Source organism: Paenibacillus darwinianus (assembly GCF_000598065.1).
Taxonomy (GTDB): domain Bacteria; phylum Bacillota; class Bacilli; order Paenibacillales; family Paenibacillaceae; genus Paenibacillus_I; species Paenibacillus_I darwinianus.
Genome location: NZ_KK082146.1, coordinates 10,985 through 36,657, shown reverse-complemented (window position 1 = coordinate 36,657; position 25,673 = coordinate 10,985). Strand labels below are relative to the sequence as shown.

25 protein-coding genes are annotated in these 25,673 nt (G+C 56.2%); 3 read left to right on the top strand and 22 right to left on the bottom strand.

The window, feature by feature from the left end:
- Window positions 1-783: glycerophosphodiester phosphodiesterase (locus BG52_RS05720; RefSeq protein ID WP_051602286.1), on the top strand; the 783-nt coding region annotated here is incomplete at its 5' end.
- Window positions 784-842: 59 nt separating this feature from the next.
- Here BG52_RS05720 and BG52_RS05715 read toward each other — a convergent pair.
- Window positions 843-2,264 (bottom strand): class I SAM-dependent rRNA methyltransferase, encoded by a 1,422-nt coding sequence (locus BG52_RS05715; protein ID WP_036580966.1) that lies wholly within the window; start codon window positions 2,262-2,264, stop codon window positions 843-845.
- A 168-nt stretch (window positions 2,265-2,432) separates the two neighbouring features.
- On the opposite strand from BG52_RS05715, the gene BG52_RS05710 reads away from it, so the two are divergent.
- Complete coding sequence (locus BG52_RS05710; RefSeq protein WP_036580962.1) at window positions 2,433-3,425, top strand: Na/Pi cotransporter family protein; 993 nt, start codon at window positions 2,433-2,435, stop codon at window positions 3,423-3,425.
- On the opposite strand, the gene deoC is transcribed toward BG52_RS05710, so the two are convergent.
- The 14 genes from deoC to BG52_RS05645 form a co-directional block, all read right to left on the bottom strand.
- Window positions 3,349-4,080 carry a deoxyribose-phosphate aldolase gene (gene deoC, locus BG52_RS05705; RefSeq protein ID WP_036580959.1) on the bottom strand — a complete coding sequence of 244 codons (732 nt, stop codon included), beginning with the start codon at window positions 4,078-4,080 and terminating at the stop codon, window positions 3,349-3,351. The genes BG52_RS05710 and deoC overlap by 77 nt on opposite strands.
- Window positions 4,073-4,510: an NUDIX hydrolase gene (locus BG52_RS05700; RefSeq protein ID WP_036581005.1), complete on the bottom strand. Its 438-nt coding sequence runs from the start codon at window positions 4,508-4,510 to the stop codon at window positions 4,073-4,075. Before BG52_RS05700 ends, deoC begins: the two co-directional genes overlap by 8 nt.
- Window positions 4,511-4,655: 145 nt before the next feature.
- On the bottom strand, window positions 4,656-6,014 hold the full coding sequence (gene mtaB, locus BG52_RS05695) for a tRNA (N(6)-L-threonylcarbamoyladenosine(37)-C(2))-methylthiotransferase MtaB (protein WP_036580955.1): 1,359 nt from the start codon (window positions 6,012-6,014) through the stop codon (window positions 4,656-4,658).
- Between the two features lie 2 nt (window positions 6,015-6,016).
- Window positions 6,017-6,793 carry a 16S rRNA (uracil(1498)-N(3))-methyltransferase gene (locus BG52_RS05690; protein ID WP_036580954.1) on the bottom strand — a complete coding sequence of 259 codons (777 nt, stop codon included), beginning with the start codon at window positions 6,791-6,793 and terminating at the stop codon, window positions 6,017-6,019.
- A 66-nt stretch (window positions 6,794-6,859) separates the two neighbouring features.
- Window positions 6,860-7,534: a site-2 protease family protein gene (locus BG52_RS05685; protein ID WP_036580952.1), complete on the bottom strand. Its 675-nt coding sequence runs from the start codon at window positions 7,532-7,534 to the stop codon at window positions 6,860-6,862.
- 4 nt (window positions 7,535-7,538) lie between these two features.
- A complete protein-coding gene (prmA, locus tag BG52_RS05680) occupies window positions 7,539-8,513 on the bottom strand; it encodes a 50S ribosomal protein L11 methyltransferase (protein WP_036580950.1) in 975 nt (324 codons plus the stop codon).
- 210 nt (window positions 8,514-8,723) lie between these two features.
- Complete coding sequence (locus BG52_RS05675; protein WP_036580947.1) at window positions 8,724-8,921, bottom strand: hypothetical protein; 198 nt, start codon at window positions 8,919-8,921, stop codon at window positions 8,724-8,726.
- Window positions 8,922-8,939: 18 nt separating this feature from the next.
- Window positions 8,940-9,098 (bottom strand): YfhD family protein, encoded by a 159-nt coding sequence (locus tag BG52_RS15270; protein WP_081793611.1) that lies wholly within the window; start codon window positions 9,096-9,098, stop codon window positions 8,940-8,942.
- Window positions 9,099-9,496: 398 nt separating this feature from the next.
- Window positions 9,497-10,507 (bottom strand): Gfo/Idh/MocA family protein, encoded by a 1,011-nt coding sequence (locus BG52_RS05670; protein ID WP_036580945.1) that lies wholly within the window; start codon window positions 10,505-10,507, stop codon window positions 9,497-9,499.
- A gap of 54 nt (window positions 10,508-10,561) precedes the next feature.
- Entirely contained in the window at window positions 10,562-11,428 is an 867-nt protein-coding gene (locus BG52_RS05665) for a sugar phosphate isomerase/epimerase family protein (RefSeq protein WP_036580942.1), read from the bottom strand.
- A gap of 41 nt (window positions 11,429-11,469) precedes the next feature.
- Entirely contained in the window at window positions 11,470-12,306 is an 837-nt protein-coding gene (locus BG52_RS05660) for a carbohydrate ABC transporter permease (RefSeq protein WP_036580939.1), read from the bottom strand.
- Window positions 12,307-12,319: 13 nt separating this feature from the next.
- Complete coding sequence (locus BG52_RS05655) at window positions 12,320-13,261, bottom strand: carbohydrate ABC transporter permease (RefSeq protein WP_223298926.1); 942 nt, start codon at window positions 13,259-13,261, stop codon at window positions 12,320-12,322.
- A gap of 66 nt (window positions 13,262-13,327) precedes the next feature.
- Window positions 13,328-14,692: an ABC transporter substrate-binding protein gene (locus tag BG52_RS05650; protein WP_051587680.1), complete on the bottom strand. Its 1,365-nt coding sequence runs from the start codon at window positions 14,690-14,692 to the stop codon at window positions 13,328-13,330.
- A gap of 332 nt (window positions 14,693-15,024) precedes the next feature.
- Window positions 15,025-16,164 carry a GntR family transcriptional regulator gene (locus BG52_RS05645; RefSeq protein WP_036580937.1) on the bottom strand — a complete coding sequence of 380 codons (1,140 nt, stop codon included), beginning with the start codon at window positions 16,162-16,164 and terminating at the stop codon, window positions 15,025-15,027.
- A 328-nt stretch (window positions 16,165-16,492) separates the two neighbouring features.
- Between BG52_RS05645 and BG52_RS05640 the strand changes: the two genes are divergently transcribed.
- A complete protein-coding gene (locus BG52_RS05640; RefSeq protein WP_036580934.1) occupies window positions 16,493-17,602 on the top strand; it encodes a Gfo/Idh/MocA family protein in 1,110 nt (369 codons plus the stop codon).
- A 374-nt stretch (window positions 17,603-17,976) separates the two neighbouring features.
- Here the strand turns inward: BG52_RS05640 and dnaJ are convergent, their stop codons facing one another.
- The 7 genes from dnaJ to lepA form a co-directional block, all read right to left on the bottom strand.
- A complete protein-coding gene (dnaJ, locus tag BG52_RS05635; protein ID WP_036580932.1) occupies window positions 17,977-19,104 on the bottom strand; it encodes a molecular chaperone DnaJ in 1,128 nt (375 codons plus the stop codon).
- Window positions 19,105-19,242: 138 nt separating this feature from the next.
- Window positions 19,243-21,081, bottom strand: a complete 1,839-nt coding sequence (gene dnaK, locus BG52_RS05630; protein WP_036580931.1) for a molecular chaperone DnaK — start codon at window positions 21,079-21,081, stop codon at window positions 19,243-19,245.
- 54 nt (window positions 21,082-21,135) lie between these two features.
- Window positions 21,136-21,732, bottom strand: coding sequence for a nucleotide exchange factor GrpE (gene grpE / locus BG52_RS05625; RefSeq protein ID WP_036580928.1), 597 nt, complete (start codon window positions 21,730-21,732; stop codon window positions 21,136-21,138).
- A gap of 46 nt (window positions 21,733-21,778) precedes the next feature.
- Window positions 21,779-22,804 carry a heat-inducible transcriptional repressor HrcA gene (gene hrcA, locus BG52_RS05620; protein ID WP_036580927.1) on the bottom strand — a complete coding sequence of 342 codons (1,026 nt, stop codon included), beginning with the start codon at window positions 22,802-22,804 and terminating at the stop codon, window positions 21,779-21,781.
- A gap of 97 nt (window positions 22,805-22,901) precedes the next feature.
- Window positions 22,902-23,363, bottom strand: a complete 462-nt coding sequence (locus BG52_RS05615; RefSeq protein ID WP_036580999.1) for an N-acetyltransferase — start codon at window positions 23,361-23,363, stop codon at window positions 22,902-22,904.
- A gap of 101 nt (window positions 23,364-23,464) precedes the next feature.
- Window positions 23,465-24,640 carry a radical SAM family heme chaperone HemW gene (gene hemW / locus BG52_RS05610; protein ID WP_036580997.1) on the bottom strand — a complete coding sequence of 392 codons (1,176 nt, stop codon included), beginning with the start codon at window positions 24,638-24,640 and terminating at the stop codon, window positions 23,465-23,467.
- Window positions 24,641-24,724: 84 nt separating this feature from the next.
- Window positions 24,725-25,673: translation elongation factor 4 (gene lepA / locus BG52_RS05605; RefSeq protein ID WP_036580995.1), on the bottom strand; the 949-nt coding region annotated here is incomplete at its 5' end.

Sequence of the window (25,673 nt, the reverse complement as noted above, 5' to 3'; positions counted from 1 at the left end):
GCGGCTCCGGCGGCGCCTTCGGCCGGCTTCATAACCGTTGCGCACCGCGGGGCCTCGGACCGGGCGCCCGAAAACACGATGGCCGCGTTCCGCAAAGCGGCCGGGCTCGGCGTCGACATGATCGAATTCGACGTTCGCATGAGCAGGGACGGAGCGGTTGTCGTCATTCACGATGCGAAGGTGAACCGGACGACGGACGGCAAGGGCAAGGTAGGCAGGCTGACGCTCCGCCAATTGCGAACGCTCGATGCCGGCTCATGGTTCGGCGCCGGCTACCGCGGCGAGAAAATCCCGTTGCTGGAGGAGGTTCTCGACGCATTCGCCGGCACAACCGGTCTGCTGATCGATCTGAAGTCGCCCCGCCTGTATCCCGGCATCGAGTCCGCCCTGGCGCGGGCGGTTAAAGCGCGAGGTCTGGACCGCCGGGCGACCAACGGCGTCATCCTTCAATCCGCCGACAAGCGCGCATTACAAAGAATCAAAAAGCTGATGCCGCAGGCGCCCACTGCCTTGCTGATCGAAAATCCGCGGCGCGTCACGGCGGGCCGCCTGCTGGAATACCGGGAATTCGCCGACGCGCTGCATCCGCGAGCGAGCGGCCTGACAAGCTTTTTCGTCGAGCGGGCGCATCTTTACGGATTGAAGGTGATCGCCTGGGATGCCAATGGGCAGCGCGAAGTTGCCGCCCTGCTCCGTGCCGGCGTGGACGGCATCATAACGGCGGATCCCGGCAGCATTTCTCTGCCTGCGGAGAGCAATCGTCAGTCCGGCACGTTTCCGTAGCAAAAAAGCGCTGAAGCCCCTTCAAGGCCGCAGCGCTTTTCGTCCATTCGTTTCGTTCGTTACACCCGGTTTCGCACCTCGAAGACGGCGAATTTCAAATAATGCCCCTCCGGCACGCCGAGAATGTGCGGGTGATCCTTGCCGGCCGCGCGCCATTCGACGAGCCGCAATATTTTTCCTGCGTCCACCGCTGCTTCGCCGATCGTTTCGAGAAAAAGGTCGGGCCGCATATGATACGAGCAGCTGGCTGTCACCAGATAGCCGCCGTCGTTGACCAGCTTCATGCCCTGCAAATTAATATCCTTATAGCCGCGACAAGCGCCCGGCACCGCCCCCTTCGTCTTGGCGAACGCCGGCGGGTCAAGAATGACGACATCCCAGGTGCGGCCTTGTGCAGACAGCTTTTTCGACGTGTCGATCTTCTTGCCGGCCTCCCCGGCCTGCGCCCGATCGGCGCGCTCATCCCGTCCCTTCGCCTGCATCCGCAAATAATCGAACGCGTCCGCGACCACGAACTCCACCCGATCGGCGAATCCGTTGCGCTCCGCATTGCGCCTTGCCGTCTCGATCGCATGCTCCGACACGTCCAGACAGGTTACCTTTTTCGCGCCGTATCGGCATGCATGCAGCGTAAAGCTTCCGGTGTGGGCGAAGCATTCGAGCACCGTCGCTCCGTCCCAATAAGGGAAGGTCACGACGTTTCCGTTCGCGTTGACTGGAACCAGCGCCTGCCCATCCTTCGTGCCTGCCGGTTCGACGCCCTCGGGCAAGCCGTCCGCCTCTCTCCAGTCGAGACGAATACCGCTGCGCGCTCCCCAGCCCTTCATCAACGGAGCGATCGCCGCCCGGTTTTCCCTCTGGTCGTAGAAATAACCCGTTTTCTGGCCGCCTGCGATATCGACTTCGATCGCGATCCCGTTCTCGAGAATCGTGACAGGTCCCGGCGCCTCCCCATAGAGCGGACCGGTCCGCTGCTCCAGCCCTTCCAGTGAACGGACACCCACATCCGAACGCTCATAAATGCTCTGCGGAGCGAATACCTCGACAAGTGCCTCCACGATAATCTCACGCCGCACGTCCATTCCCAGCGTCAGCAGCTGCACGACGAGCACGTCTGCAAATCGGTCGACGACCAGTCCGGGCAGAAAATCGGCTTCGCCGTATACCAGCCGGCAATCGCGCGGATTTTCGACGAACCGCTCGCGATGGCGTTTGCAGGCTTCAAATCTTTGCACGAAAAAGTCGCGGTCCATGGCCTCAAGCGGACCGTAGGCGACTGCGCGGACCGTGATCTGGGACTGCGGATTCCAATAGCCGGTAGCCAACTGCTTGCCCCGGTGGTCAAGCACCGCAACCAGGTCGCCGGGCTCGGCCTCGCCCTCCATCCGTTCGATTTCATTGCCGTATATCCAGGGATGGGCCTGCTCCAAACGTTTTTTGCGGTTTTTATGTAAGTAGACGGTAGCGTTCACGGATTTCATCATCCTTTCGGTTGTTCATGCGCAGGCAGGCGGCGGGTTCACCCCCCGCGACATCATTCTATGATCTAGACATGCTTGTCATGCCCGTCCCCACTGGCGCATATGATGGGGTAAACGAACACGGCCGCCGATGAACGGCCGCTTCAATCCGCCGGAAGGAGACGAACGATGTTTGCGAACATTCTGCTGCCGATGCTGTTCGGCTTTGCCGTCTTCATGACAGGCATGAAGCTGATGGAGCTGGCGCTTCACCGTTGGGCCGGCCCGTATTTGCGGGCAACCCTGGAACGGGCGACCGCGACGCCGCTGCACGGCTTCGCCGCCGGCACGGCGACGACGGCGGTGCTGCAGAGCAGCACCGCCGTCACCGTGATTACAATCGGCCTGGTCAACTCCGGCCTTCTGACGTTTCCGAGGACGCTCGGCATCGTGCTCGGGACGAATGTCGGAACGAGTCTGACGACCGAGCTGATCGGCCTCAATCTGAGCCGCCTCACCGTGCCGCTTATGGCGCTGTCCTTCATCGGCTGGCTGGCCTCGGCCTTGCTCTGGGAAGCCTCGCCGCACCGGACTGCAACAATGGACGATACAGCCGCCAAGCCGCGCTGGCTGACGCCTCTTCGCTACGGCTCCGTGGCCGTTTTCGGCTTCTCCCTGCTACTGCTTGGCATAAACGTCATGCAATCGATCGCGCCGGCCGTCGAAGCGATGCCGTTATTCGGATGGTTCATCGACCGGGCCGGAGAAAGCGTGCTATGGGGCATCGCGGCGGGGGTCGCGCTCACGGCGGCCGTTCACAGCAGCGCCGCCGTCATCGCCATGATGATGGGTCTGGCTGCTTTCGGAGCAGTACCGGTTGAGATCGGCATCGCCGCCGTGCTGGGCGCCAACGTCGGCACTTGCTTCACCGCGCTGCTCGCCTCCGTCGGCGGAACGCCTGCCGGCCGGTTCGTCGCGTGGGCCCACATTGCATTGAACGTCGGCGGCGTTGTCCTGTTCGCGCCGCTTGTCGGCGAACTGGCAGTGGCTTCAAGCTGGCTATCCGATTCCCCGGCTACCCAAATTGCCCATGCTCAGACGATCTTCAATATGGTGAGCTCCCTTGTTGCCCTTCCGCTTTGCTACCTGCCGGTATGGAGCCGCCGCCCGCTCCGCTTGTAATGGCGACGCCCGCGCTTGTGCCAAGCCGGTTGGCTCCCGCCTCCAGCATGCGAATCGCCGTTTCCGTGTCGCGAATACCTCCGGAAGCCTTCACACCGATCCCTTTGGACACGGATGCGCGCATCAGCCTGACATGCGCCTCCGTCGCGCCGCCCGGTCCGAAGCCGGTTGACGTCTTGACGTAGTGCGCGCCGGCGGCCTCCGATACGCGGCAGGCTTCGGCGATTTGGCGGTCGTCCAGAAGCGCCGTTTCCAGAATAACCTTGACGATCGCGCTGCCTTCCACCGCCTTAACGACGGCCGAAACATCCTGGGAGACGGCGCCGAACCGGCCCTGAAGCACAAGTCCGACCGGCAGCACCATATCAATCTCCGCTGCGCCGTCATGCACCGCCGCAGCGGCCTCAAGCGCCTTCACCCTCGACGCATTTGCGCCAAGCGGGAAACCGGCGACGGCTGCGATTTTGACGGAAGAGCCTGCCAACTGCTCACGGCAGAAATCAACCCACCCGCCGTTTACGCACACACTGTAAAAGCCATGCTGCCGCGCTTCTTCGCATAACTGCCCGATCTCCGCCTCCGTGGCTCCCGCCTTAAGCAGCGTGTGATCGATGAACCGGGCGATATCGCCGCCCTGCGTCCAATGCTCAAGCATGCCCCTCCACCTCAATTCCGAGTAGTTTTAATGCTCCCGCCAAAATGCGGTCGTTGTTGTCGTAGCCCGACTGCCGCTGTCGCCGCCACGCCTCCTCGGGGGTGAACCATTCGACGCCCCGGATTTCCTCCACCTGCGCCTGCAGTTCCCCCCCCGTAGCCTCAACAAGATAATAGTGGACCTCTTTATCGACCGGGCCTTTGAAATCGTCCCGGTACCGGTATTTGATCTGATCGACGGGAGCGACGATGCGCCCCGTAAGGCCCGTCTCCTCCTTGATTTCGCGCAGCGCTGTCTGTTCGACCGTCTCGCCGTGCTCCATCTTGCCCTTCGGAAGCGAAATTTTACCGTAACGGTCCTGAATAAGCTGGATTTGCAGTCCCGCCTCTGTCGTCCGATACACGACGCCTCCCGCTGATATTTCCTTCATTCCCGCTCCCCCTTTGCGCTTGTTCGCCGCAAGCCTGCAAGCCTGCCGGAATCGCGGAATTCTGAACGGCACCATCCCAATGATAGGCAACAAGGACTTCGTCCGCGGGCCGCCCCCGGATGAAATCCCTGCCGTCGGCCGGCAGTCAGACTGCGGCCGTTGTTTTATTCGCTCCCGTCAACGTGTCCTCTACGGCAAGCAACTCGCCGCGGCATTCATTGACGCCCGCTTCCGTAATCCGGACACGGCATAGTCGACCGACAAGCGATTCGTCGCCGTTGAATACGACCTGCAGGTAATTGTCCGAGTAACCCATAACGAAGCCTGTTCCCGGTGCGCCCTTGTAATCCCGCTCCGGAATGACGGACAGCGTCTGTCCGACGTACGGCTTCGCATAGGCAAGCTGCATGTGCTCGGAGAGATCAATTAAACGGTGCACCCGGTCGTTCTTGATTTCCTCGTCGACCTGGTCTTCCATCCGCGCGGCGGGCGTACCCGTCCGCTTGGAGTAAGGGAACACGTGCATCTCCGCGAACTTCATGCGCTCCATGAACCGGTAGCCGTTCTCGAACATCTCGTCCGTCTCGCCGGGAAACCCGACGATGATGTCCGTCGTAATCGCCACGCCCGGCATTGCCTCGTGAAGCTGCTCGATCTTGGCCGCAAATTCCTCGACCGTATATTTACGGCGCATGCGCTTCAGCACGGCGTCATCTCCCGCCTGGAGCGGAATGTGCAAATGGCGGCACATTTTGCTCGAGCGGTTCAGCACGTCGATCATTTTGGCGTCGATCTGGCTAGCCTCGATCGAGCTGATGCGGATGCGCTCCAACCCATCGATCTTGTCGAGCTCCCAGAGCAGATCGGCGAGATCGAAGTTCTCCAGGTCGTCGCCGTAGCCGCCGGTGTGAATGCCGGTCAGCACGATTTCCTTGTAGCCGGCCGCCACCAGTTGACGGGCCTGCGCAATGACGCTCTGCGGATCGCGGCTGCGCGATAGGCCCCGCGACCACGGAATGATGCAGAAGGTGCAGAAGTTGTTGCAGCCCTCCTGTATTTTCAGAAAAGCGCGCGTCCTGTCCGAGAAATCCGGCACGTCGAGCTCCTCGAATTCGCGTGTCTTCATAATGTTGCGAACCGCGTTAACAGGCTTGCGGTCCGTTTCAATGTCTGCGATATATGTCATCAGCTTGTCGCGGTCCTGCGTGCCGATGACAAGATCGACGCCGGGAATCGCCATGATTTCGGCCGGCGACGTCTGCGCGTAGCAGCCCGTAACCGCGATCACCGCGTCCGGATTTCGCCGGATGGCGCGCCGGATGATCTGCCGGCTCTTCTTGTCGCCTGTGTTCGTAACCGTGCATGTATTGATCAGGTACACGTCCGCAGTCGTCGTCTCAAAATCAACCTGCTCATAGCCGGCATTCTTGAACTGCTGCCAGATCGCTTCCGTATCGTAAAAATTGACTTTACAGCCCAAAGTATAAAACGCTACCGATGGCATCGTTATGTTGATCCTCCCATCTCTCCGGATTCGTACATGAGGCAAGCGAGCGCGACCATGGCGGCCGTCTCGGTGCGCAAAATCCGCTTGCCCAGTCCGACCGTCACGGCGCCCGCCGCTTCCGCCTCGGACGCTTCGCGTTCCGTAAAACCGCCTTCGGGTCCGACGATCACCAGCAGCTTCAGCGACGATGGGTCGGCCGCTTGCGACGCGGCAGCCCGCACCGCATCCCGCAGCCCGCTGCCGGACAAGCCGCCTTCCTTCTCATAGCAGAAAAAAACGGAGTCGTACTGCGCCAGCGATGCGACCAGCCCGCGCCAACCGAGCACCGGCCTCACAGCCGGTATGATGCTGCGGTGGGCCTGCTCGGCGGCTTCCTTCGCAATTTTGCGCCAGCGTTCGAGCCGCTTGCCTTCCTTGCGTTCGTCGTACTGCACGACCATCCGCTCGGATTGGAATGGCACGAATGCCGCGGCTCCGATCTCGGTTCCTTTTTGAATGACGAGCTCCATCTTATCGCCCTTAGGCAATGCTTGCGCGACCGTCACCGACCAGCCTGGCTCGCCCGAAACCGGGCGTAGCTCCAGAATATCCGCTTCGACCCGGCCGGGTGCAAGCCCGCTCAGCTTGGCAACGGCCTCACGGCCTTCTCCGTCGCTGACGATAATCTCGTCCCCCGGCTTCATCCGCATCACCCGCACGAGGTGATGGGCGTCGTCTCCTTCGAGCGTAACCGAATGCTCGTTGAACGATTCCGCCTTAACAAAATATCGCTGCATGTCCGTCTACCAACCTTCATCATACATGTTTTGAGGCTTATGCGCCAGTGTGTTTGTCATTTCCTGTTAATAGAAAAGGCCGTAAAAGCCGGCGATACCGGCGATGATACCCTCCGTCAGATTGAACAAAGGAGTCAGCGTGACAGCGCGGAGCGGCGGAATAAAAACGATCAGCAGAAACAGAAACATGCCCCATTGAACGTTCTCGTCCATTCGCAGCCGAACGCGCAGCGGCACCAGATCCTGAATGATGCGGTAACCGTCAAGCGGCGGCAGCGGAATCAGATTAAAAAGAAAAAGCCCGATATTAAGCACGATCAAATATTCGAGAAACGTCTCGACGGCGCTCTGTACGCCGATGGACGCATTGATCATCCACCCCGTCTGAAAAACGAGCACGGCCAGCAGAATGCCCACAGCCGCCAGAAAGAGGTTGCTGAGCGGACCGACCGCCGACACCACGATCCCCATCAGCCTCGGATGCTTGAACCGGCCGCGGTTGACGGGAACCGGTTTGGCCCAGCCGAATCCGACAAGAAAAATCAGAATCGTGCCGATCACATCGAGATGGGCCGCCGGATTAAGAGTGACGCGCCCCGCATCGTACGCGGTATTGTCGCCGAATTTATATGCGCTGTATGCATGCGCAAATTCATGAATCGTAAAGGCGAGTACAAGGCTAATGACCACAAACGGAAATTCATTCAGCGGAAACCATGTGAGTCTTTCCAGCCAATCCATCCCTTCACCCCGGCTTTCTCGCCGTGATGGCGATCCATTTGTCTTCGCGATTGCGGCTTTCGATGATGAAGCCTGCCGCAGAAAGCGCGTCCGCAACCGCGTCTTCCTTGTTCTCGTAAATGCCCGAGGCAATATAAATGCCGCCCGGCTTCAGTGCCTCGTATACGTCGCCTATGAACAGCAGAATAATCTCGGCCAGAATGTTCGCCACCACGACGTCAACCGGAACCGTCACGTGGAGCGCTTCCCCGTCCTCCGCTCCGCTGCGGATAACGCCGAGCAAATCACTCATATGCACTTGGATTTGCTCCTCGAGCCCGTTCAAGCGGGTGTTCTCAGCGGCGCTAGAGACGGCGACGGGATCAAGATCCAGCGCTAGCACGCGGCTTGCTCCCAGACGGACGGCGCCGATCGCCAATATGCCGGAGCCGGTGCCGACGTCGATCACTTCCTCACCGCCGCGGATGACCGATTCGAGTGTCCGCAAGCATAGCGCCGTGGTCGGATGCGTTCCCGTTCCGAACGCCATCCCCGGATCGAGCTCGATGATCCGTTCCTCGGGCGCAGGCTTGTATTCCTCCCATGTCGGCTTGATCGTCAGCCGCTCGGACACCCGGATCGGCTTGAAATATTGCTTCCACGCATTCGCCCAGTCCTCTTCGTCGACTACCGCTTCATCGATCCGGTAATCGCCGGGATCGATGTCGAAGCCGCGAAGCTCATCGATTCTAGCGGTCAGGATGCCGCGAATCCGGCCCAGATCGGACCCTTCCAGAAAATAACCCTTGATTACCGCATGCCCTTCCGGTATATCGTTCAGCGGCGTATCGTACCACTGTCCGAGCGACGTGTCCCGCGGCCGGTTAAGCGACCCGGATTCCTCGACGGAAACCCCGTCCGCGTCCAGCTCATGCAATACGTTCGTAATCATCTCGATCGCCTCTTCGGTCGTCGAGATCGTCCATTCATGCCATTTCAACGATAATTGCCTCCCCTGCTACTGCGACACATGCAATCATTTTACAACAGATGGCGGTTCAGCACAAAAACGTCTTTCTCCCGTTCCGGGGAAGACGCGGATGATAAGAAGGCAACGCCGGGAACGAAAAAAAATCCCGGATCACCGCCTGCGGGGCATGATCCGGGATGTATGCTTCACCGGTCTAACAACGTTTCGACTATATTGTGCTCAGTGCCAATCCGCCGTTCCGCCCGTTTCGCGGATCAGATGCGCCGCCCGCTCGATGACGCCGTCCTCCACGCACGCAGAGAACGACATGCCATCCTCGCCGGCCGTCACACTTGTGATGCGCAAAGCCTGCAGCTTGCGCTGCGCTTCGCGGGCGGTCCGTTCCTCGGGAAACGAAGCGTTCAATTCGAACTCCATAATGGCTCCTCCTCGCCGCTACCCGTCGAGTTCCACCCTGCAATCGGCCGCTTCCGCCCTGCGCTGGGATTCGCGGTCGTCCTCGTCAGCCAGTCCCTGCGAAAACTCCACATCTTCGTTTGTTCCGATCGGCAGTCCGCCTCTTGCGGGCTGGTCATCCGGGCGTTTATTCGCCATGTGAAATACCTCCTTCGATCACAAGCGTCATACATGCTCGACTCGAAGATTAGGATTCGCCGTTCGGTGCGATTTATACAGTTGCCGGCGATATTCCTGCACATGGCGCCCTCACACGAACTACCGGGAAATCCTCCTTGTAATAGCTACTTGTCAGGCGCTAACTTATGCAACACCTGGAATAGCTCCGGTTAATAGATTTTCATGCAGCTCCCAGAAACCATGAAAGTGATTTTGCAAGATTCGTTTCACGACCCGCGATTCCTTCATGTCTCCTGTTGCTCCCTGGCAATCACCCCTACCAATATTTACGGACTTAAATTCTTTTTATGCATAATTTCATAAATAACCAAGAAACCGAACGCTTCTTCCGCGTCCGGTTTCTAACCTTGCGAGCCTCACACAACCGTTTCTTCCAATAATGAGACCACTCTGCAGCCCTCGGCGGCGCTTCGCCAGGCCGCCTCTGTCAACCGTGCGATTCGCAAGCCGCAGGTTGACGGCGCAGCCGCCTCACTGATTCTGCCGAGCACAAGATCGACGAAATCACGGTTCGGATCACTCGATGCCGGCAATTCACTCTCCGGCACTTCGGCCAGCTCCGTTTGTCCTGCCTTAGCGACCCATATCCGATTGTTGCGGAACAATACCGTCCCATACTCGCCATGGATCGATACGTCCTCATGCCAGCCGATGCTGGCACTTCCCACGACATTGAAGGTCCCGACCGCGCCTTCCCTGAAACGAACGGTGACGGCGGAATCGATATCGACCTCCGTGCCGCGGTTATCGATAAATGCGGAGACGCTTTCCGGTTCGAGCCCCGTCATCCAGACCACCACATCCAGCAGATGGCTGCCGGAATCGTTCAATTGCCCGCCGCAGGAGAGCGCGAGCTTTTGTCTCCAAGTGCCTGCCGCAAGCTCCAGCCAGTTCTGCGCCTGGTAAGCCGTGATGAAATTAATTTTACCTAGCGCGCCGCTCTGCACAAGATCACGTATATAGATGAAGGGACCCATCAAATGCCGCTGATATGCAATGGCCAAATGCATGCCGACGCTTTCCGCATGGGCGATGATGCGCGCCGCATTGACGGACCCATCGACAAACGGTTTTTCCATCAGAACATGCAAACCGCCGTCCAGACAGGCCATACCCTGCTCGAAGTGCAGGCGGTGCGGCGATACGATAATGCCTGCATCGGCGTTCGATTGCGCGATAGCCTCCCGATAGTCAGTATATACCGGCACATTCTCCAGCTGAGGAAAGCTCATTTTGACCTGGGCAACGGACTCCGCCGACGGATCCGCCAAACCGACGATTTCGGCTTCCGGTACGTCCTGCAGTCTGCGTATGTGCTCTCTTCCCATGCCCCCGACACCGATCATCAAGAAACGAACCTTTTCCATCGTTACCCTCCGATACGCAGGAAAGAGGCTTGATCGCCCCTCCCCTCTTTCTTCTTATTTAAAATACATTTCGAGTTGCTCCTTCGCTTTGATAATGCCCTGCTGCTCCGCCTCAAGCGATCCCCAGAAACGGTGATCCTCAAGCTCAATGCTGATTGCCCCTTTATAGCCGATACGATCCAGAACGACGGCCACCTCGCTCCACTCCACCGTACCGTGGCCGGGAATTGTATACCTCCAGGAGCCTTCCGAGAAGTCATACTTCGAGCCGAAAGTGGCCGGTAGAATTCCGGATTCGTACAGTTCCTCCGATAAAATCTCCGTATCCTTGCCATGCACATGGTTGATCCTGTCGCTGAATTCGTGCAGGGCACGCATGTAGTCAATACCCAAACGCACAAGATGGGAAGGATCATAGTTCAGACCGAAATGCTTGGACGGAATCACCTCGAACATCGCCCTCAACATCTCAGGCGTGCATCCGATAGTCGGGTATGTAGGAGCCGGTCCAGGCCAGCCTTCGATGGCGATGTATACGCCGTTTTTCTCCGCATGCTTAACCAGCTCCGGGAAAATATCCTTCCAGATGACGAAGCTTTCATCTCTCGACTGGTTCTTGTCCGCCGGAAACAGGCACATGAAAAGTACGCTCGCCCCGGCTTGGTTCATTTCCGTCATCGTAGCTTTTACTTTCTCAAACGCTTCCCCGCGTTCGTTGTAATCCTTGCTGAGCAGGGCGGGAATAATCGCGTCGACGGATCCGATCCCGATTCCGGCGGCATCGCAAGCCCGCTTCACTTCCGGCCCTGCGTTCGGCACGTCCAATACGTCCAGACCGATTTCCGCCGCCCACTTCGCAACATTCTCAATTCCCGTTTCGCTGATTTTCGGCGGTATGCGTGTTCCGATGTTGAAGCTCATGTCTTTCACTCCTTGGAAGGTATAATTTCTCTAAGTTCGCCTTAACCCTTGATACCGCTGAACGTGATGCCTTGAATGAAGGTTTTCTGAAGGAAGAAGAACAGGAGGATGATCGGCAGCGTCATCATGGTGGATACGGCCATCATCAGTCCCCACTGCGTGCCCTTCTGGCTCTGGAACTGCTGCAATCCGAGCGACAACGTATAAGAGCCCGGCTCTGTCAGGTAAAGCAGCGGACCCATGAAGTCTGTCCAGGCAGCCATGAATTGAAACAATCCGACAGACAAAACCGCTGATTTCGCAAGTGGCAGCATGATCTGCCAATACGTTCTGAACTCTCCCGCACCGTCGATTCTTGCAGCATCCTTAAGCTCGTTGGGCAATCCAAGGAAAAATTGGCGCAGCAGGAAGATATAGAACGGAACGCCGAAGAACGCCGGAATGACCAAAGGCAAAGCCGTGCCGATCCAGTTCAATTTCTCGAACAGCAGGAAGAGCGGAATCATAGTCACCTGTCCGGGAATCATCATTACGGCAATGGTGATAAAGAATATGGAGTCTCTTCCCTTCCAATTCAACTTGGCAATGCTGTATGCCACGAGCGGGCATGTCAGAACGACGCCCAATGTGCTGAACCCCGTAATGAGAACCGTATTTTTTAAATACGTAAAGAACGGAATATAGTCCATTGCATCGACATAGTTCTGCCACACGAAAGGGCTCGGAATCCACTCGGGAGGGAACGTGTAGACCTGGTCAAGCGTCTTCAGCGAGGTGGAGACCATCCATATAAACGGTGCAAGGAAGAAAACGGAGGCGATCAACAGAAAGATTTGCACCACATATTTTTTCATATTTTTGCTTGTTTTCGCAGTCATACCTCTTCCCACCTTACTCTCCCTGATAGTGAACCCACTTCTTCGAATTGTAGAAAATCAATGCCGTTAATGCCATTACGATAATAAACAGAATCCAGGCCATGGCCGAGGCATAACCCATTTTGAAAAATTTAAATCCGTTGTCATACAAGTACATGACATAAAATTTCATCGAATCGGCAGGCGTTCCTCTGCCTCCGGTCATGGTGTAAGGTAGCGTAAATTGCTGGAATGCGCCGATAATGCCCATGACGAGGTTGAAAAAGATAACCGGCGTCAGGAGCGGGAGCGTGATGCTCTTCATTTTATGAAACCAGCTGGCGCCGTCAATGTCGCCCGCTTCATAATAATCCTGGGAAATATCGTTCAGGCCCGCCAGATAAATGACGACGGATTGTCCGATCCCCCACAACGACATCAGGATCAGCGAAGGCTTGGACCAGGTTTCGCTGCCGAGCCAGGCTGGTCCTTGTATGCCGATAACATCCAGCATGCCGTTAACGAGACCGAAGCCCGGATTAAGCAGCCACATCCACAGGACCGCCATGGCAACCGCAGGCACAAGTGTAGGCAGGAAAAAGATCGTACGGTAGATGGACATCCCTCTTACATTCATATTGAGGAGCATGGCGAGAGCCACTCCGAAAAAGATACTGAGCGGAACAAAGAAAACGACGAAGTAGATCGTATTGGAAAACGATTTCCAGAACACGGAATCCGACATTAACTCGGCATAATTCCGAAAGCCTACGAATTCTCCCGGCTGCAGAATACTGTAGGTCGTAAAGCTGAAATATAAGGAAGAGATGAGCGGAACCGCAAAAAAAACCAACAGCCCGATTACCCACGGCGAAGCAAATAACCATCCATACAGAGCGTCATCGCGCAGTTTTTTGGAATTTTTTGCTCTTATCTGCGTCGCCGGCGGCATAGGTGCAGCCTTTTTTTCAAGCATGGTACATCCTCCTTTTTGGCTGGGAAAGAAAAAGGGGAGAACTTGTCTCCCCATCTAAAGGAACGGTCATTGATTGAGCGCTTTCGTTACATTTTCATTCACTTTGTCCAGCAGCGCTTTAGGGTCTTCGCCGCGGGTCGCAAGGTCAACCGCGTTAGCAAGCTCATTCCAGTACAGCGAACCTTGAGTCATTACCGGACGCGCGTGGGAAACCGGCAATACCTTAATGAATTCTTTAAAAATCGGATGCTCTTTGTAGCCAAGCTTTTCATTAACTCTGTCGTTGATCGAGAAGTCTCCTGAAATTTTACTGAAGATTTCCTGTCCTTCTTCACCGGAGAAGAACTTCATGAACTCCCATGCCGCTTCAGGGTTCTTGGAGCCCTTTGGCATTACCGTTGCCCAACCGCCTGACCAGGTTGTGTAATTGTCACCGGTCGGGGTAGGCATCGGGAATACGCCATAGTTCAGATCAGGATTGAATTTCTCTGCTTGCGGAACTGTCCACGGACCGGAAACCTGCATACTGAGCTGTCCTGTGAAGAAAGGATCCATTGTCGTTGTACCTTGGGAATCGGTGAAGGACGCGATATCCTCGATGTTGTATTTTTTCGCGTAGTTGGCGATCCAGGTCAGCGCCTCGACATTCTTTGGATCGTTAGCGGTTACATTTCCTTCAACATCCATGAACTCGCCACCGAAGGACCATCCCCAACCATAGAACCAGCCTTGATTATACCAAGGAATAAAACCGATTTGTTTAAAGCGTTTACCGTCTTTGATGGTCAATTTTCCAGCTGCTTCCTCCAATTCCTGAATCGTGCTCGGCGGGTTTTCTGGATCCAGGCCGGCCGCCTTGAAGTGATCTTTGTTGTAATAAACCAGGCGGGCGTCTGTCGTTGTAGGCATTGCATACAGTTTGCCTTCGTAGTTCGCTTCTTCCCATGCGAACGGATAAAAATTATCAGCGTTTACACCGGAGGCCTCTGCATAACCCGAGATATCCGTCAGCGAGCCTTGGGCAGCCCAGGTAGCAACCTCAAAGCGGTCAAAGTAAGCGACATCCGGTGCGTTGCCGCCGGCGATCGCGGCAAGCAGTTTCTCATTCTTGCCTTCGCCTTGTTGAGCTATGTAAACCGAGTTGACTTTGATGTTGGGGTACTTTTCTTCAAACGCTTTCACAACTGCGTCCATTGCTTCACCGGTAAGCTCCGTCATTGCATGCCATACCGTGATTGTTGCTTTCTCGCCGGATCCACCGGCATTGCCTGTGTCGGCCGTGTTGGAGGATATCTCTGCGTTGCCTCCAGCCGCCTGGTTTTCGTCCCCTCCGGACGAATTGTTACCATTGCCGCCGCAGCCGGCCAGCGCTACGGATAGGATCAAGGTAAAAATGGCCAATAAGAATGCTCCCTTTTTAATACCCTTCATACTCTTTCACCGTCCTTTAAGTTTTGTAGATGACGTCAGAAGAAGCAGCACCCATCCATGATAAGATGATTCAAAATGACAAGCGCTTGCAATAAAATGTAAGCGCTGTCTTATCGAAAAGACGGGAGACGTTTCTCGGTTGATAATACAACTTATATCAGGTTATGTCATCTATTGCTTGTAATACTAACAGAGATAAAAATATGTTGTCAACACATATCAAGTTATTTTTTTAAGCGTTTACATAATATGAAGAAAAGCAGGAGATTGTGCGGACCGCACAATCTCCTGCTTTTGATGTAAGCCTATAGCCCATGCTTTCGGTCACCGGTTCATAAAGAACGGGTCGACCGACCCACAATCAATTGATAATCCAAGAGGGTTTGCAGCGGCACGCGATCGCTTTGCAGCTGCGCCATGAGAAGCTCAACCGCTTTGGTCCCCATCGCGTGCTCATTCTGGCGGATATGGGTGAACCACGGAATATCTAAGGGATCGTCAGGGCAATCAAAGCAGGTGACGGAGAAGTCTTCGGGAACCCGTTTGCCCAATTGCTTCAGCACCTTGGTCAGCATGACGGCAAGCTCGTATTCCGCCGTTACAAAAGCGGTAACCTCGGGATTGTCCCGAACAAAATCTTGGAGCGTCCGAACATCCCTCTCCACAAAATCACGATGCTGCTCGGATGTCCAATTGATCGGAGGCGCGCTTGTCAGATTGGTGATCAGATGCTCGGGCTTAAGCCGCAAACCGTACATGAGGTACGCCTGTTGAAAACCCTGCAGTCTGTCTTCGACCGTAGAGGTGATTTCAGGCGGAGGGGAAAGAAAGGCAACGTGCTGGTGACCCCGGTCAAACAGAAATGACGTGAGTTCTTGGGCGGCCGCCTTGTTGTCGGTCGTGACGGTTCCGGCCAAAATTCCTTTGAGATCCCTGTCCACGACAACCGTCGGAAAGCCCTCCAGAATTAGCTTCAGCAGATTTCGGTTGTACTGCTCACTGCTCACCGGAAAAGCAATCAGCCCCTTAACACCCATCTGCATGACGGACGATATGGCCTCCTCCTCCCCCTCTATAAGTCCGCCTCCCCGCTTAATAATAAGGGTTCCGTTGTATTCGGCAATCTTTTTCTCGATGGCATATTGAAGCTGCAGCCCGTACCCCGTCATATACCCCGGAAAAACCGCTCCGACCAGCAAACCTTCATGCTCCTGCAGCGGGGCACGCCCCAGGGATGCGATCTCGTTTCCGACGGTCAGCTTTTCGGTGACATAGGAGCCTTTTCCGCGTATACGCTCAATCGTATTATTGCTCGCCAGCAGATCCAAGGCCTTCTTCGCCGTAATTCTGCTGACCTGGTGATGATCGGATAACTCCTTTTCCGAAGGGACTTTATCCCCCGGCATCAAGCTTCCTGTCATAATATCCTTCGTGATCTGATTGAAAATCTGTTGATAGAGGGGCTTGTTCATCGAATCGTCCTTCCTCCACTATCTCATGATATAACAACTATATCAACCGTATGATAACCCGTCAATACAAAAATCCAACTTATGTCAATTTTTACATACGGATTTCGGCCGAATTCCGGACAAAAATCAATCGTGCGTAGTCTCCCGACCGAAATTATGAAAACCAATTCATAGATTATTGTCTTTGTGCCGGTTGATATAATGTCGTTATATTGCAGTCTTTTTGGCCAATTATTGCAGTAAAAACAGCGCCACTAATGTGATAGCTTAATATTAATGTCGTTATTCCAAAGACAAAACAACCACTACAAAAATGGAGGTAATAATGATGAGCAAAATCATTAGAGTCGCGCTTATCGGCTGCGGCGGAATCGCCAACGGCAAACATATGCCTGCCCTTAGCCGAAACAAGAACGTGGAAATGGTCGCTTTCTGTGATGTAATCGAAGAACGCGCCGAGAAAGCCGCAAAGCAATACGGTACTCCTGACGCAAAGGTATACACTGATTATAAAGAGTTTTTAAACGATCAGACTATCGACGTGGTACACGTGCTTACACCGAACGAATCTCACTCCTACATATCCATAGCAGCTATGGAAGCCGGCAAACATGTCATGTGCGAGAAGCCTATGGCGAAGACCGCAGCCGAAGGCCGCGCGATGGTCGAAGCGGCACGCCGCACCGGCAAGAAATTGACTATCGGCTACAATAACCGCTTCCGTTCCGATAGCCAATACCTGAAAAAAGTATGCGACGCCGGCACACTGGGCGAAATCTACTATGCAAGAGCGCATGCGATCCGCCGCCGCGCGGTTCCGACATGGGGCGTATTCCTGGATGAGGAAAAACAAGGCGGCGGACCGCTTATCGATATCGGTACGCATGCATTGGATTTAACGCTTTGGATGATGAACAACTACAAACCGGTCTCGGTGACGGGTTCCGTTTTTCACAAGCTCGGCAAGAAGGAAAATGCAGCGAATGCATGGGGGCCGTGGGATCCGGCGAAATTCACCGTAGAAGATTCCGCAATGGGCTTCATCAAGATGGAGAACGGCGCGACAATCGTTCTGGAAGCAAGCTGGGCACTTAACACCCTTGATATCGATGAAGCGAAATGCTCCCTCAGCGGCACCGAAGGCGGAGCCGACATGAAGGGCGGTCTTCGGATCAACGGAGAAGAAAACAGCCGTCTCTATGTAAAGGAAATCGATCTTAAAGCCGGCGGCGTTGCCTTCTATGACGGCGCCGGCGGCGCAACGGACATCGATCTGGAGTGCTCCACCTGGGTGGACGCGATCCTGAATGACAAGGATCCCGTCGTTCTCCCTGAGCAGGCGCTGGTCGTTACGGAAGTTCTCGAAGCACTGTATGAATCCGCCCGCGCCGGAAAGACGGTTTACCTGCAGGCGCAGCCTGAGAAGAAATTGGTATAAGAAGCATCATCATAGAGTAGGCGTAGGCGCATGCGAACGCATGCGCCTCGCACGTGACAGCGTCCTCACATTGCCGACGGCAAAGTAATTCCTCCAGCCCTAAGATGAGGATTCAGTATTTTCTTAATCAGCACGCTCCCATCCACTGTCTGGTTCCGCCGCATAATCTACTTTACCAGTTCTTTGAACTTGCCCATTGCTTTGGCGGAAGGCTTCATCCAGTGCCCGGCTTGAATTCGTGCGTCTGAACACAAACGGTCTGCCTTGGTGTGTCACTTTTTCTTCGGTTCCGGGGTTTGCATCCGTTAGTCGTTGCGCTGCCAAGCGCACAAACGGCACGGCGGGGTTCTCCCCCCGCTCGGGCCGGCTTGCCGTCAGTCGCCGCGGAACGCTTTCTTCATCCGCTCGAATATCGTTTCATGATGCTCTTGTTCATCGCTCACGTCTCCGCCAGGCGTTCCGGAGAGCTGGCGAAGAAGCTCCTTCTGCTCGTCGCTCAGGTTCGTCGGCGTCACCACCGTCACCTTGACATGCTGGTCGCCTTGGCCGTATCCGCGCAGGCGCGGCACGCCTTTGCCCTTAAGCCGGAAATAGGTGCCCGTTTGCGTGCCGGCCGGAATTTTCAGCTTCACCTTCTCCGTCAGCGTCGGAATTTCAATCTCGTCGCCAAGCGCCGCCTGTGCGAACGTAAGCGGAACCTCGCAGTAGATATCGTCCTTCTCGCGGTCGAAAAATTCATGCGGCTTCACGCGCAGGACGATGTACAAGTCGCCGGCGGGACCTCCGCGCACACCGGCTTCCCCTTCGCCGGAAATCCGGATTTGCGCGCCCTCGTCAACGCCTGCGGGAATGCGAACGTTGATTTTGCGCTGCTTCTTCACTTTGCCCGAGCCGTGGCAAGTTGAGCAGCGCTCCTTAATGACGCGGCCCGTGCCGCTGCAGTTCGTACAGGCGCGCCGGTTGACGATTCTTCCGAACGGCGTGTTCTGGACAACCTCCTGCTGACCCGAGCCGCGGCATACGGAGCAGGTCTCCGGCTTGATCCCCGGCTTTGCGCCGCTGCCGTGACAGGTATCGCACGATTCTGTACGCGGAATCGTAATTTCCGTTTCCTTGCCGAATACGGCTTCCTTGAACTCGATCGTCATCGTATACTGCAAATCGTTGCCGCGCTGCGGCGCATTCGGGTCTCGCCGGCCGCCGCCCCCGCCGAAAAACATATCGAATATATCGCCGAAGCCGCCGAAATCCTGGCCGCCTGCACCGCCGAAGCCCTGATTCGGATCGACATGTCCGTGACGGTCGTAAATCGCCCGCTTCTGGTCGTCGCTGAGTATATCGTAGGCTTCTTTCACTTCCTTGAATTTGTCCTCCGCATCCGTCGCCTTGTTGACGTCCGGATGGTATTGCCTGGCAAGCTTCCGGTAAGCCTTCTTGACGTCTTCCGCAGAGGCGTCTTTACCGACCCCAAGCACTTCGTAATAATCCCGTTTCTCCGCCACGCCTTCACCCCCGAGGTTGTACTCCTAACGCAATCCATTCCCGCTTGCAAGCATGGGAATCCATTCAATCACAACGAAAGGTCAAAGCCGGAAAGCCCGGCTTTGACCCCCGCTCCGTCAGGCCCATGGCCAGCCGGTTTATTTTTTGTCGTCGACGACCTCGTAGTCGGCATCGACCACGTTCTCTTTGCCTTTGGCATCGCCGGCGCCGGCATCGTTCGCCCCTGAGGCCTGCTGCTCCTGAGCCGCTTGCTCATACAGCTTAACGGACAGCTTCTGCACGATTTCAGTCAGCTCTTCGACCGCTTTGTTGATCTCTTCGATATTGTCGGTTTCAAGCGCCTTCTTGACCTTTTCTTTCGCATCCTCCGCCTTCTGGATTTCTCCGGCATCGGCTTTGTCGCCAAGGTCTTTAAGCGTCTTATCGACCGAATAGACAAGCTGATCCGCGCCGTTCTTTGCTTCCACCAGCTCGCGACGTTTGCGGTCTTCCTCCGCGTTCAGCTCAGCGTCCTTCATCATTTTCTCGATCTCTTCGTCGCTCAAGCCGCTCGAGGACGTAATCGTAATTTTCTGCGATTTGCCCGTGCCTTTATCGAGAGCGGACACGTTGACGATGCCGTTGGCATCGATGTCGAAGGTGACTTCGATCTGCGGCACGCCGCGCGGCGCCAGCGGGATATCGCCAAGCATGAAGCGGCCCAGTGTCTTGTTGCCGGCAGCCATCTCGCGCTCGCCCTGCAGAACGTGGATTTCCACGCTCGGCTGGTTGTCTGCGTAGGTTGAGAAAACCTGCGACTTCGTCGTCGGAATCGTCGTGTTGCGCTCGATCATACGCGTGAACACGCCGCCCGCCGTCTCGATACCGAGCGACAACGGAGTAACATCAAGCAGTACGACGTCTTTCACATCGCCCGTCAGGACGCCCGCTTGAACGGCTGCGCCAAGCGCAACGACTTCGTCCGGGTTAACGCCTTTGTGAGGCTCTTTGCCGATCAGCTTCTTGATCGCTTCCTGAACGGTTGGAATCCGCGTCGAACCGCCAACAAGCACAACCTTGTCGATCTGGCTTGCGCTAAGGCCTGAGTCGCTGAGCGCTTGGCGCGTCGGGCCGAGCGTACGCTCCACGAGCGGCGCGGACAGTTCCTCGAATTTCGCGCGCGTCAGGTTCATTTCCAAGTGCTGCGGCACGCCGTCCGACATCGTGATGAACGGCAACGAGATTGTCGTCGTCATAACGCCGGACAGCTCTTTCTTCGCTTTCTCGGCAGCATCCTTCAAGCGCTGTACCGCCGCTTTATCCTTCGACAGGTCCACGCCCTGCTCTTTCTTGAATTCGGAAACGAGGTAGTCGATAATGACCTGGTCAAAGTCGTCGCCGCCCAGCTTGTTGTCGCCGCTCGTCGCCTTAACTTCGAAAAAGCCGTCGCCTAGCTCCAGAATCGATACGTCGAACGTACCGCCACCGAGGTCATAGACGAGAATCGTCTGGTCTTCCGTTTTCTCGAGGCCGTATGCAAGCGCCGCTGCGGTTGGCTCGTTCACGATACGCAGCACTTCAAGCCCTGCAATTTTGCCCGCATCCTTCGTTGCCTGGCGCTGGCTGTCATTGAAATAAGCCGGAACCGTAATAACCGCTTGCGTAACCGGCTGGCCCAGATATGCTTCCGCATCGGACTTCAGCTTCTGCAAAATGATTGCGGAAATTTCCTGCGGCGTATAATCCTTGCCGTCGATCGTTTCCTTATGGCTCGTACCCATATGGCGCTTGATCGAAATGATCGTCCGCTCCGGGTTCGTGATGGCCTGGCGCTTCGCCGTTTCGCCGACGATCCGCTCGCCGTCCTTCTTGAAGCCTACGACCGAAGGCGTCGTGCGGTTGCCCTCGGGGTTGGGGATAACGACAGCCTCCCCGCCCTCCATAACCGCGACGCAAGAGTTCGTCGTACCGAGGTCAATGCCGATTACTTTACTCATAAGTAAGGTCCTCCTTAAGGATTACGTTTGTTTATGCGATAACTGCGGCTTAGTTTAGCCGCTTACCTTCACCATCGCGGGCCGCAGCACTCTGTCCTTCAATACATAACCTTTCTGCAACTCCTCAACGACAGTGCCTTCCTCGTATTCATCCGACTCGACGGTCATAACCGCCTGATGAAACTCCGGATTGAATGGCTGGCCGACCGTATCCATCGTCTGCAGGCCCTCCTGCTCAAGCAGTTGGCTCAGCTGCCGGAAAATCATGTCCACGCCTTTGGAGAACGATTCGAAATCTCCGCTTTCCTTCGACGCACCGATTGCCCGCTCGAAATTGTCCACTACCGGCAGGAGCTGGCCGACAAGCTTCATGGAAGCGTATTGTCCGAGCTCCTCTTTCTCCTTGATCGTTCTTTTGCGGAAGTTGTCGAAATCCGCCTGGGCCCGCAGCACGCGCTGCTGCTGCTCCTCCAAAAGACGCTCCAATTCGACAACTCGCCCCTCGGCCGAATGCTCCGCCTCGGAAGCCTCCCCGTTTATGTCCACGCCCGCTTGCGCGTCATCGGCCGCTACTTCCGCGGACTCCGTATCGCCGGACGAGCGGTTAACGTTTTCTTCCGTTACTTCGGTTGCCTGGTCTTTCGCCGTCACGTAACGTTCACCTCCTTATACTGGTACACCTGCGAACCCATCCTACTTATTTATACCAGCGCGCCAATCCCAGCGCGATATCTTTGGATAATACGTCCAGCAGACTTATCACCTTGCCGTAATCCATCCTTGTCGGACCGAGCAGACCAATCGTCCCGAGAGACTTGCCGTCCACCGAATAGCTGGCCGTTATCAGGCTGCAGCTGCGGATCGCGTCGTCGTCGTTCTCGGTGCCGATCCTGACCTGAATGCCCGCAGATGCGGAAGCGAAGGCCTTCATGAGGGTCGGCGTTTCGTCCAGCCAATCCAGGATCATTTTCACCTTGTCGACGTCCTTGAACTCCGGCTGTGTCAGCATATTCGAGGCTCCGCTCAGAAACACGCGGTGCTCCTGGTCGGTCTCGAGCGCTTTAGCCAGCGAGTCCATGATCGATTCGTAATGCTCGACATGGCGGCCGAGCTCCTCGCCCACTTCGCTGTACAGCTTCGCCTGCAGCCGATGCAGCGGCACGCCGGCCAGCTTCGCGTTCAGGATGCCGACCACCTTCTCCAGCTCCGTCACATCGAAATCGGGCGGAATCGAGATCGTGCGGTTCTCGACATGGCCGGTATTCGTCACCACGATGGCAACGGCGGCGCGGTCGTTAAGCGGCACGAGCTGAAAAACCTTCAACGAGTTGCTGAACATCTCCGGTCCGAGCACGATCGACGTATAGTTCGTTATATTCGACAAAATCATCGCGGCGTGTTGAATAATCTGCTCCATCTGATTCATCCGCATCGCGAAATGTGAACGCACGCGCGCCAGCTCTTCTTCGCCGAGCTGGCTCACCTTCACCAGATGGTCCACATAATAGCGGTAGCCTTGCGTCGACGGAATGCGTCCTGCCGACGTATGCGGCTGCTCGAGAAACCCGAGCTCCTCGAGATCCGCCATCTCGTTGCGGATCGTCGCCGGGCTGAAGCCGATGCCGCCGTGCTTCGAAATACTCCGAGAGCCAACGGGTTCGGCCGAACGAATATAATCATCCACAATCGCATTCAAAATCATACGCTGCCGTTCCGTTAACATCCCGAACCCTCCCTGCGCTCTCGGTGTGTTAGCACTCGCTAGCGTCGAGTGCTAGCTGTTATTACAAAAATACCAAACCGGCTTGACGATTGTCAAGTCAGTTCAGCATTTTAAGCACCGCTATTTCGTCACAGCATTGCTGCTTCGCGCAATTTATGCAGTCGGTCCAGACCTTCTCAGGGAAGATCTCTTTATCGACGACGTCGAAACCGTTTTTGCGGAAAAAGCTGACCTCATAGGTGAGCGCCATCACCTTCGGTATTCCCTGGTCCCTGGCCTCTTCGATCAGTTTGTCCACCAGCTTGCTTCCGATGCCGAGACCCTTGTGTCCCTCCGATATGCCGAGTGAGCGAATCTCCACAAGCTCGCTGCCGAGTCTGCAAAGCGAGCCGCACCCGACGATACGGCCCTCCACCTCCGCCACGACGAACGTGTCGATCTGGCGGCCCAGCGTTTCCCGCGAGCGGGGCAGCATGATTCCCTTCAGCGCATAGCCTTCAATTAACGTATATAATGTTTCGACATCGTCGAACGTCGCTTTTCTGCATACCGCTTCCATGATTTTCACCTTGGCTCCCCTTCGTTCCCGCCGCGATTTCAATATGAATAAATATACAACAACACGCATGATCACTCAAGGGAAATTTATCACGACCGAATTTATTTTTCCGCAACGGCGATAAACGCGCCAAACACCTCATTGCCGAGCGGTACGCCCTGCTCCGTAAGCCTGTAGCCGTAGCCGTCCGTATCCTCTATTCTTGCCAGCAGGCCGGTATCCAACAGCGGCCGCAGCACCGCTCCGAACACGCTGTCGATCGAGCGGCCCGGAAATTGGGCTGCAAAATCCGCATTCCGGACGCCGTCCAGCACCCGCAGGCCGACCATCATGAAATCCTCCATCGCTTCTTGCTCCGGTATCCGCTCTTCGCTCATACGGGGCAGCGTGCTTCCCGCAGCATCGATAAACGGCTGCACGCCCTTAATGTTGACGTGGCGCAAGCCCTGGGCGTAGCCATGCGCGCCGGCGCCCAGCCCATAATACGGTTCATTGCGCCAATAGGTGATATTGTGCCGGCTCTCGAAGCCCGGCCGGGCGAAATTGCTGATTTCGTATTGCCGCCGGCCGGCTGCCTTCAGACGCTCCATAATAAGTAAATACATCGCCAGCTCGTCTTCCTCGGACGGAAGCGGCAGCTCGTTGCGCTCATACAGCGTATGGAAAAGCGTGTTCTCCTCCACCTTGAGCCCATACAGCGAGTAATGCGGAAGATCGAGCGCAAGCGCCCGCTCGACGCTGCCTTCGAGCAGCTCCGGCGTCTGACCGGGCAAGCCGAACATCAGGTCGATCGACAGATTCGAGAAACCCGCCGCACGGGCCAGCTCCAGACTCCGGTACACATCGTCGACGCTGTGAATCCGGCCGATCCGCTCGAGCAACCCGTTATCGAACGACTGTACGCCGAAGCTGATGCGGTTGACGCCGCCCTCCCGCATCGCTGCGAGCTTATCCGCCTCGGTCGTGCCGGGATTCGCTTCCATCGTGAACTCCGCGGTCTTCGATACCGGAAATTGGCGCTGCACCGACGCGAGAAACCGCGTCATCTGCGGCGGCGTCAGCACCGTCGGCGTTCCGCCGCCGACGAATACGGTATCGATCCGTTCGGGCGGAAGCAGCCGTACGGTCCGCTCCATCTCCTGCTCCAGCGCGGTCAAATAGGCGTCTACCGGCTGTCCGTTCAGCACGAACGAGTTGAAATCGCAATAATAGCACTTGTTCGTGCAGAATGGGATATGAATATATACCGCCTTCGGCGATTGTTGAAGCTTTGCCATCCCCGTACCCACCTTCCTTTCCTGAAAAAGCAAAGCCGTCCCGAAGCGGAAGCCCCGGGACGGCGCGATCATTAATCGTCAAGCTCAGTCGTCGATCTTGAGCACCGCCATGAACGCTTCCTGCGGCACCTCGACGCTTCCGACCTGCTTCATCCGTTTCTTGCCTTCCTTCTGCTTCTCGAGCAGCTTCCGCTTCCGGCTGATGTCGCCGCCATAGCATTTCGCGAGAACGTTCTTGCGCATCGCCTTGACCGTTTCCCGGGCAATGACCTTCGTTCCGATCGACGCCTGAATCGGCACCTCGAACATTTGGCGCGGAATCAGATCCTTCATTTTCTCGCAGACGAGCTTGCCGCGATGGTAGGCGCGGTCACGGTGAACGATGACGGACAGCGCATCCACCTGCTCGTTGTTGAGCAGAATGTCCATTTTGACCAGATTCGATTTCTTGTATCCGGACAGCTCGTAATCGAACGAGGCATATCCCTTGGTGTTTGACTTGAGCTGGTCGAAGAAATCGTACACGATTTCGGACAGCGGAATATCGTAAGTCAGCGTGACGCGATTCGAGTCCAGATACTCCATGTTGATGAATTCGCCGCGTTTGCCTTGGCAAAGCTCCATGATCGCGCCAACATAATCGTTCGGCACGATGATCGCCGCCTTCACGAACGGCTCTTCGACGTGATCGATTCTGCCGACCTCCGGATAGTTGGAGGGGTTGTCGATGTCCATAACGTCCCCGTTCGTCAGCGTGACGCGGTATATAACACTCGGCGCTGTCGTGATGAGCGGGATGTTGAATTCCCGTTCGATCCGCTCCTGGATAATTTCCATATGCAACAGGCCGAGGAATCCGCAGCGGAAGCCGAACCCGAGTGCGGACGACGTCTCCGGCTCGTAACGAAGCGAAGCGTCATTCAGTTCCAGCTTCTCGAGCGCCTCGCGCAGATCGTTGTAATCCTGCGTTTCGATCGGATACAGGCCGCAGAAAACCATCGGGTTGATCCGGCGGTAGCCGGCCAGCGGCTCC

Coding starts and splice junctions, on each gene's coding strand:
- mtaB (WP_036580955.1), bottom strand. CDS start 6,014: ATGCCATCGGTAGCGTTTTATACTTTGGGCTGTAAAGTCAATTTTTAC.
- BG52_RS05710 (WP_036580962.1), top strand. CDS start 2,433: ATGTTTGCGAACATTCTGCTGCCGATGCTGTTCGGCTTTGCCGTCTTC.
- BG52_RS05660 (WP_036580939.1), bottom strand. CDS start 12,306: ATGACTGCGAAAACAAGCAAAAATATGAAAAAATATGTGGTGCAAATC.
- BG52_RS05640 (WP_036580934.1), top strand. CDS start 16,493: ATGAGCAAAATCATTAGAGTCGCGCTTATCGGCTGCGGCGGAATCGCC.
- BG52_RS05645 (WP_036580937.1), bottom strand. CDS start 16,164: ATGAACAAGCCCCTCTATCAACAGATTTTCAATCAGATCACGAAGGAT.
- deoC (WP_036580959.1), bottom strand. CDS start 4,080: ATGCTTGAGCATTGGACGCAGGGCGGCGATATCGCCCGGTTCATCGAT.
- BG52_RS15270 (WP_081793611.1), bottom strand. CDS start 9,098: ATGGCGAATAAACGCCCGGATGACCAGCCCGCAAGAGGCGGACTGCCG.
- BG52_RS05685 (WP_036580952.1), bottom strand. CDS start 7,534: ATGGATTGGCTGGAAAGACTCACATGGTTTCCGCTGAATGAATTTCCG.
- BG52_RS05670 (WP_036580945.1), bottom strand. CDS start 10,507: ATGGAAAAGGTTCGTTTCTTGATGATCGGTGTCGGGGGCATGGGAAGA.
- dnaK (WP_036580931.1), bottom strand. CDS start 21,081: ATGAGTAAAGTAATCGGCATTGACCTCGGTACGACGAACTCTTGCGTC.
- BG52_RS05700 (WP_036581005.1), bottom strand. CDS start 4,510: ATGAAGGAAATATCAGCGGGAGGCGTCGTGTATCGGACGACAGAGGCG.
- BG52_RS05675 (WP_036580947.1), bottom strand. CDS start 8,921: ATGGAGTTCGAATTGAACGCTTCGTTTCCCGAGGAACGGACCGCCCGC.
- hemW (WP_036580997.1), bottom strand. CDS start 24,640: ATGGCAAAGCTTCAACAATCGCCGAAGGCGGTATATATTCATATCCCA.
- BG52_RS05650 (WP_051587680.1), bottom strand. CDS start 14,692: ATGAAGGGTATTAAAAAGGGAGCATTCTTATTGGCCATTTTTACCTTG.
- hrcA (WP_036580927.1), bottom strand. CDS start 22,804: ATGTTAACGGAACGGCAGCGTATGATTTTGAATGCGATTGTGGATGAT.
- BG52_RS05715 (WP_036580966.1), bottom strand. CDS start 2,264: ATGAAATCCGTGAACGCTACCGTCTACTTACATAAAAACCGCAAAAAA.
- BG52_RS05655 (WP_223298926.1), bottom strand. CDS start 13,261: ATGCTTGAAAAAAAGGCTGCACCTATGCCGCCGGCGACGCAGATAAGA.
- BG52_RS05615 (WP_036580999.1), bottom strand. CDS start 23,363: ATGGAAGCGGTATGCAGAAAAGCGACGTTCGACGATGTCGAAACATTA.
- BG52_RS05690 (WP_036580954.1), bottom strand. CDS start 6,793: ATGCAGCGATATTTTGTTAAGGCGGAATCGTTCAACGAGCATTCGGTT.
- BG52_RS05665 (WP_036580942.1), bottom strand. CDS start 11,428: ATGAGCTTCAACATCGGAACACGCATACCGCCGAAAATCAGCGAAACG.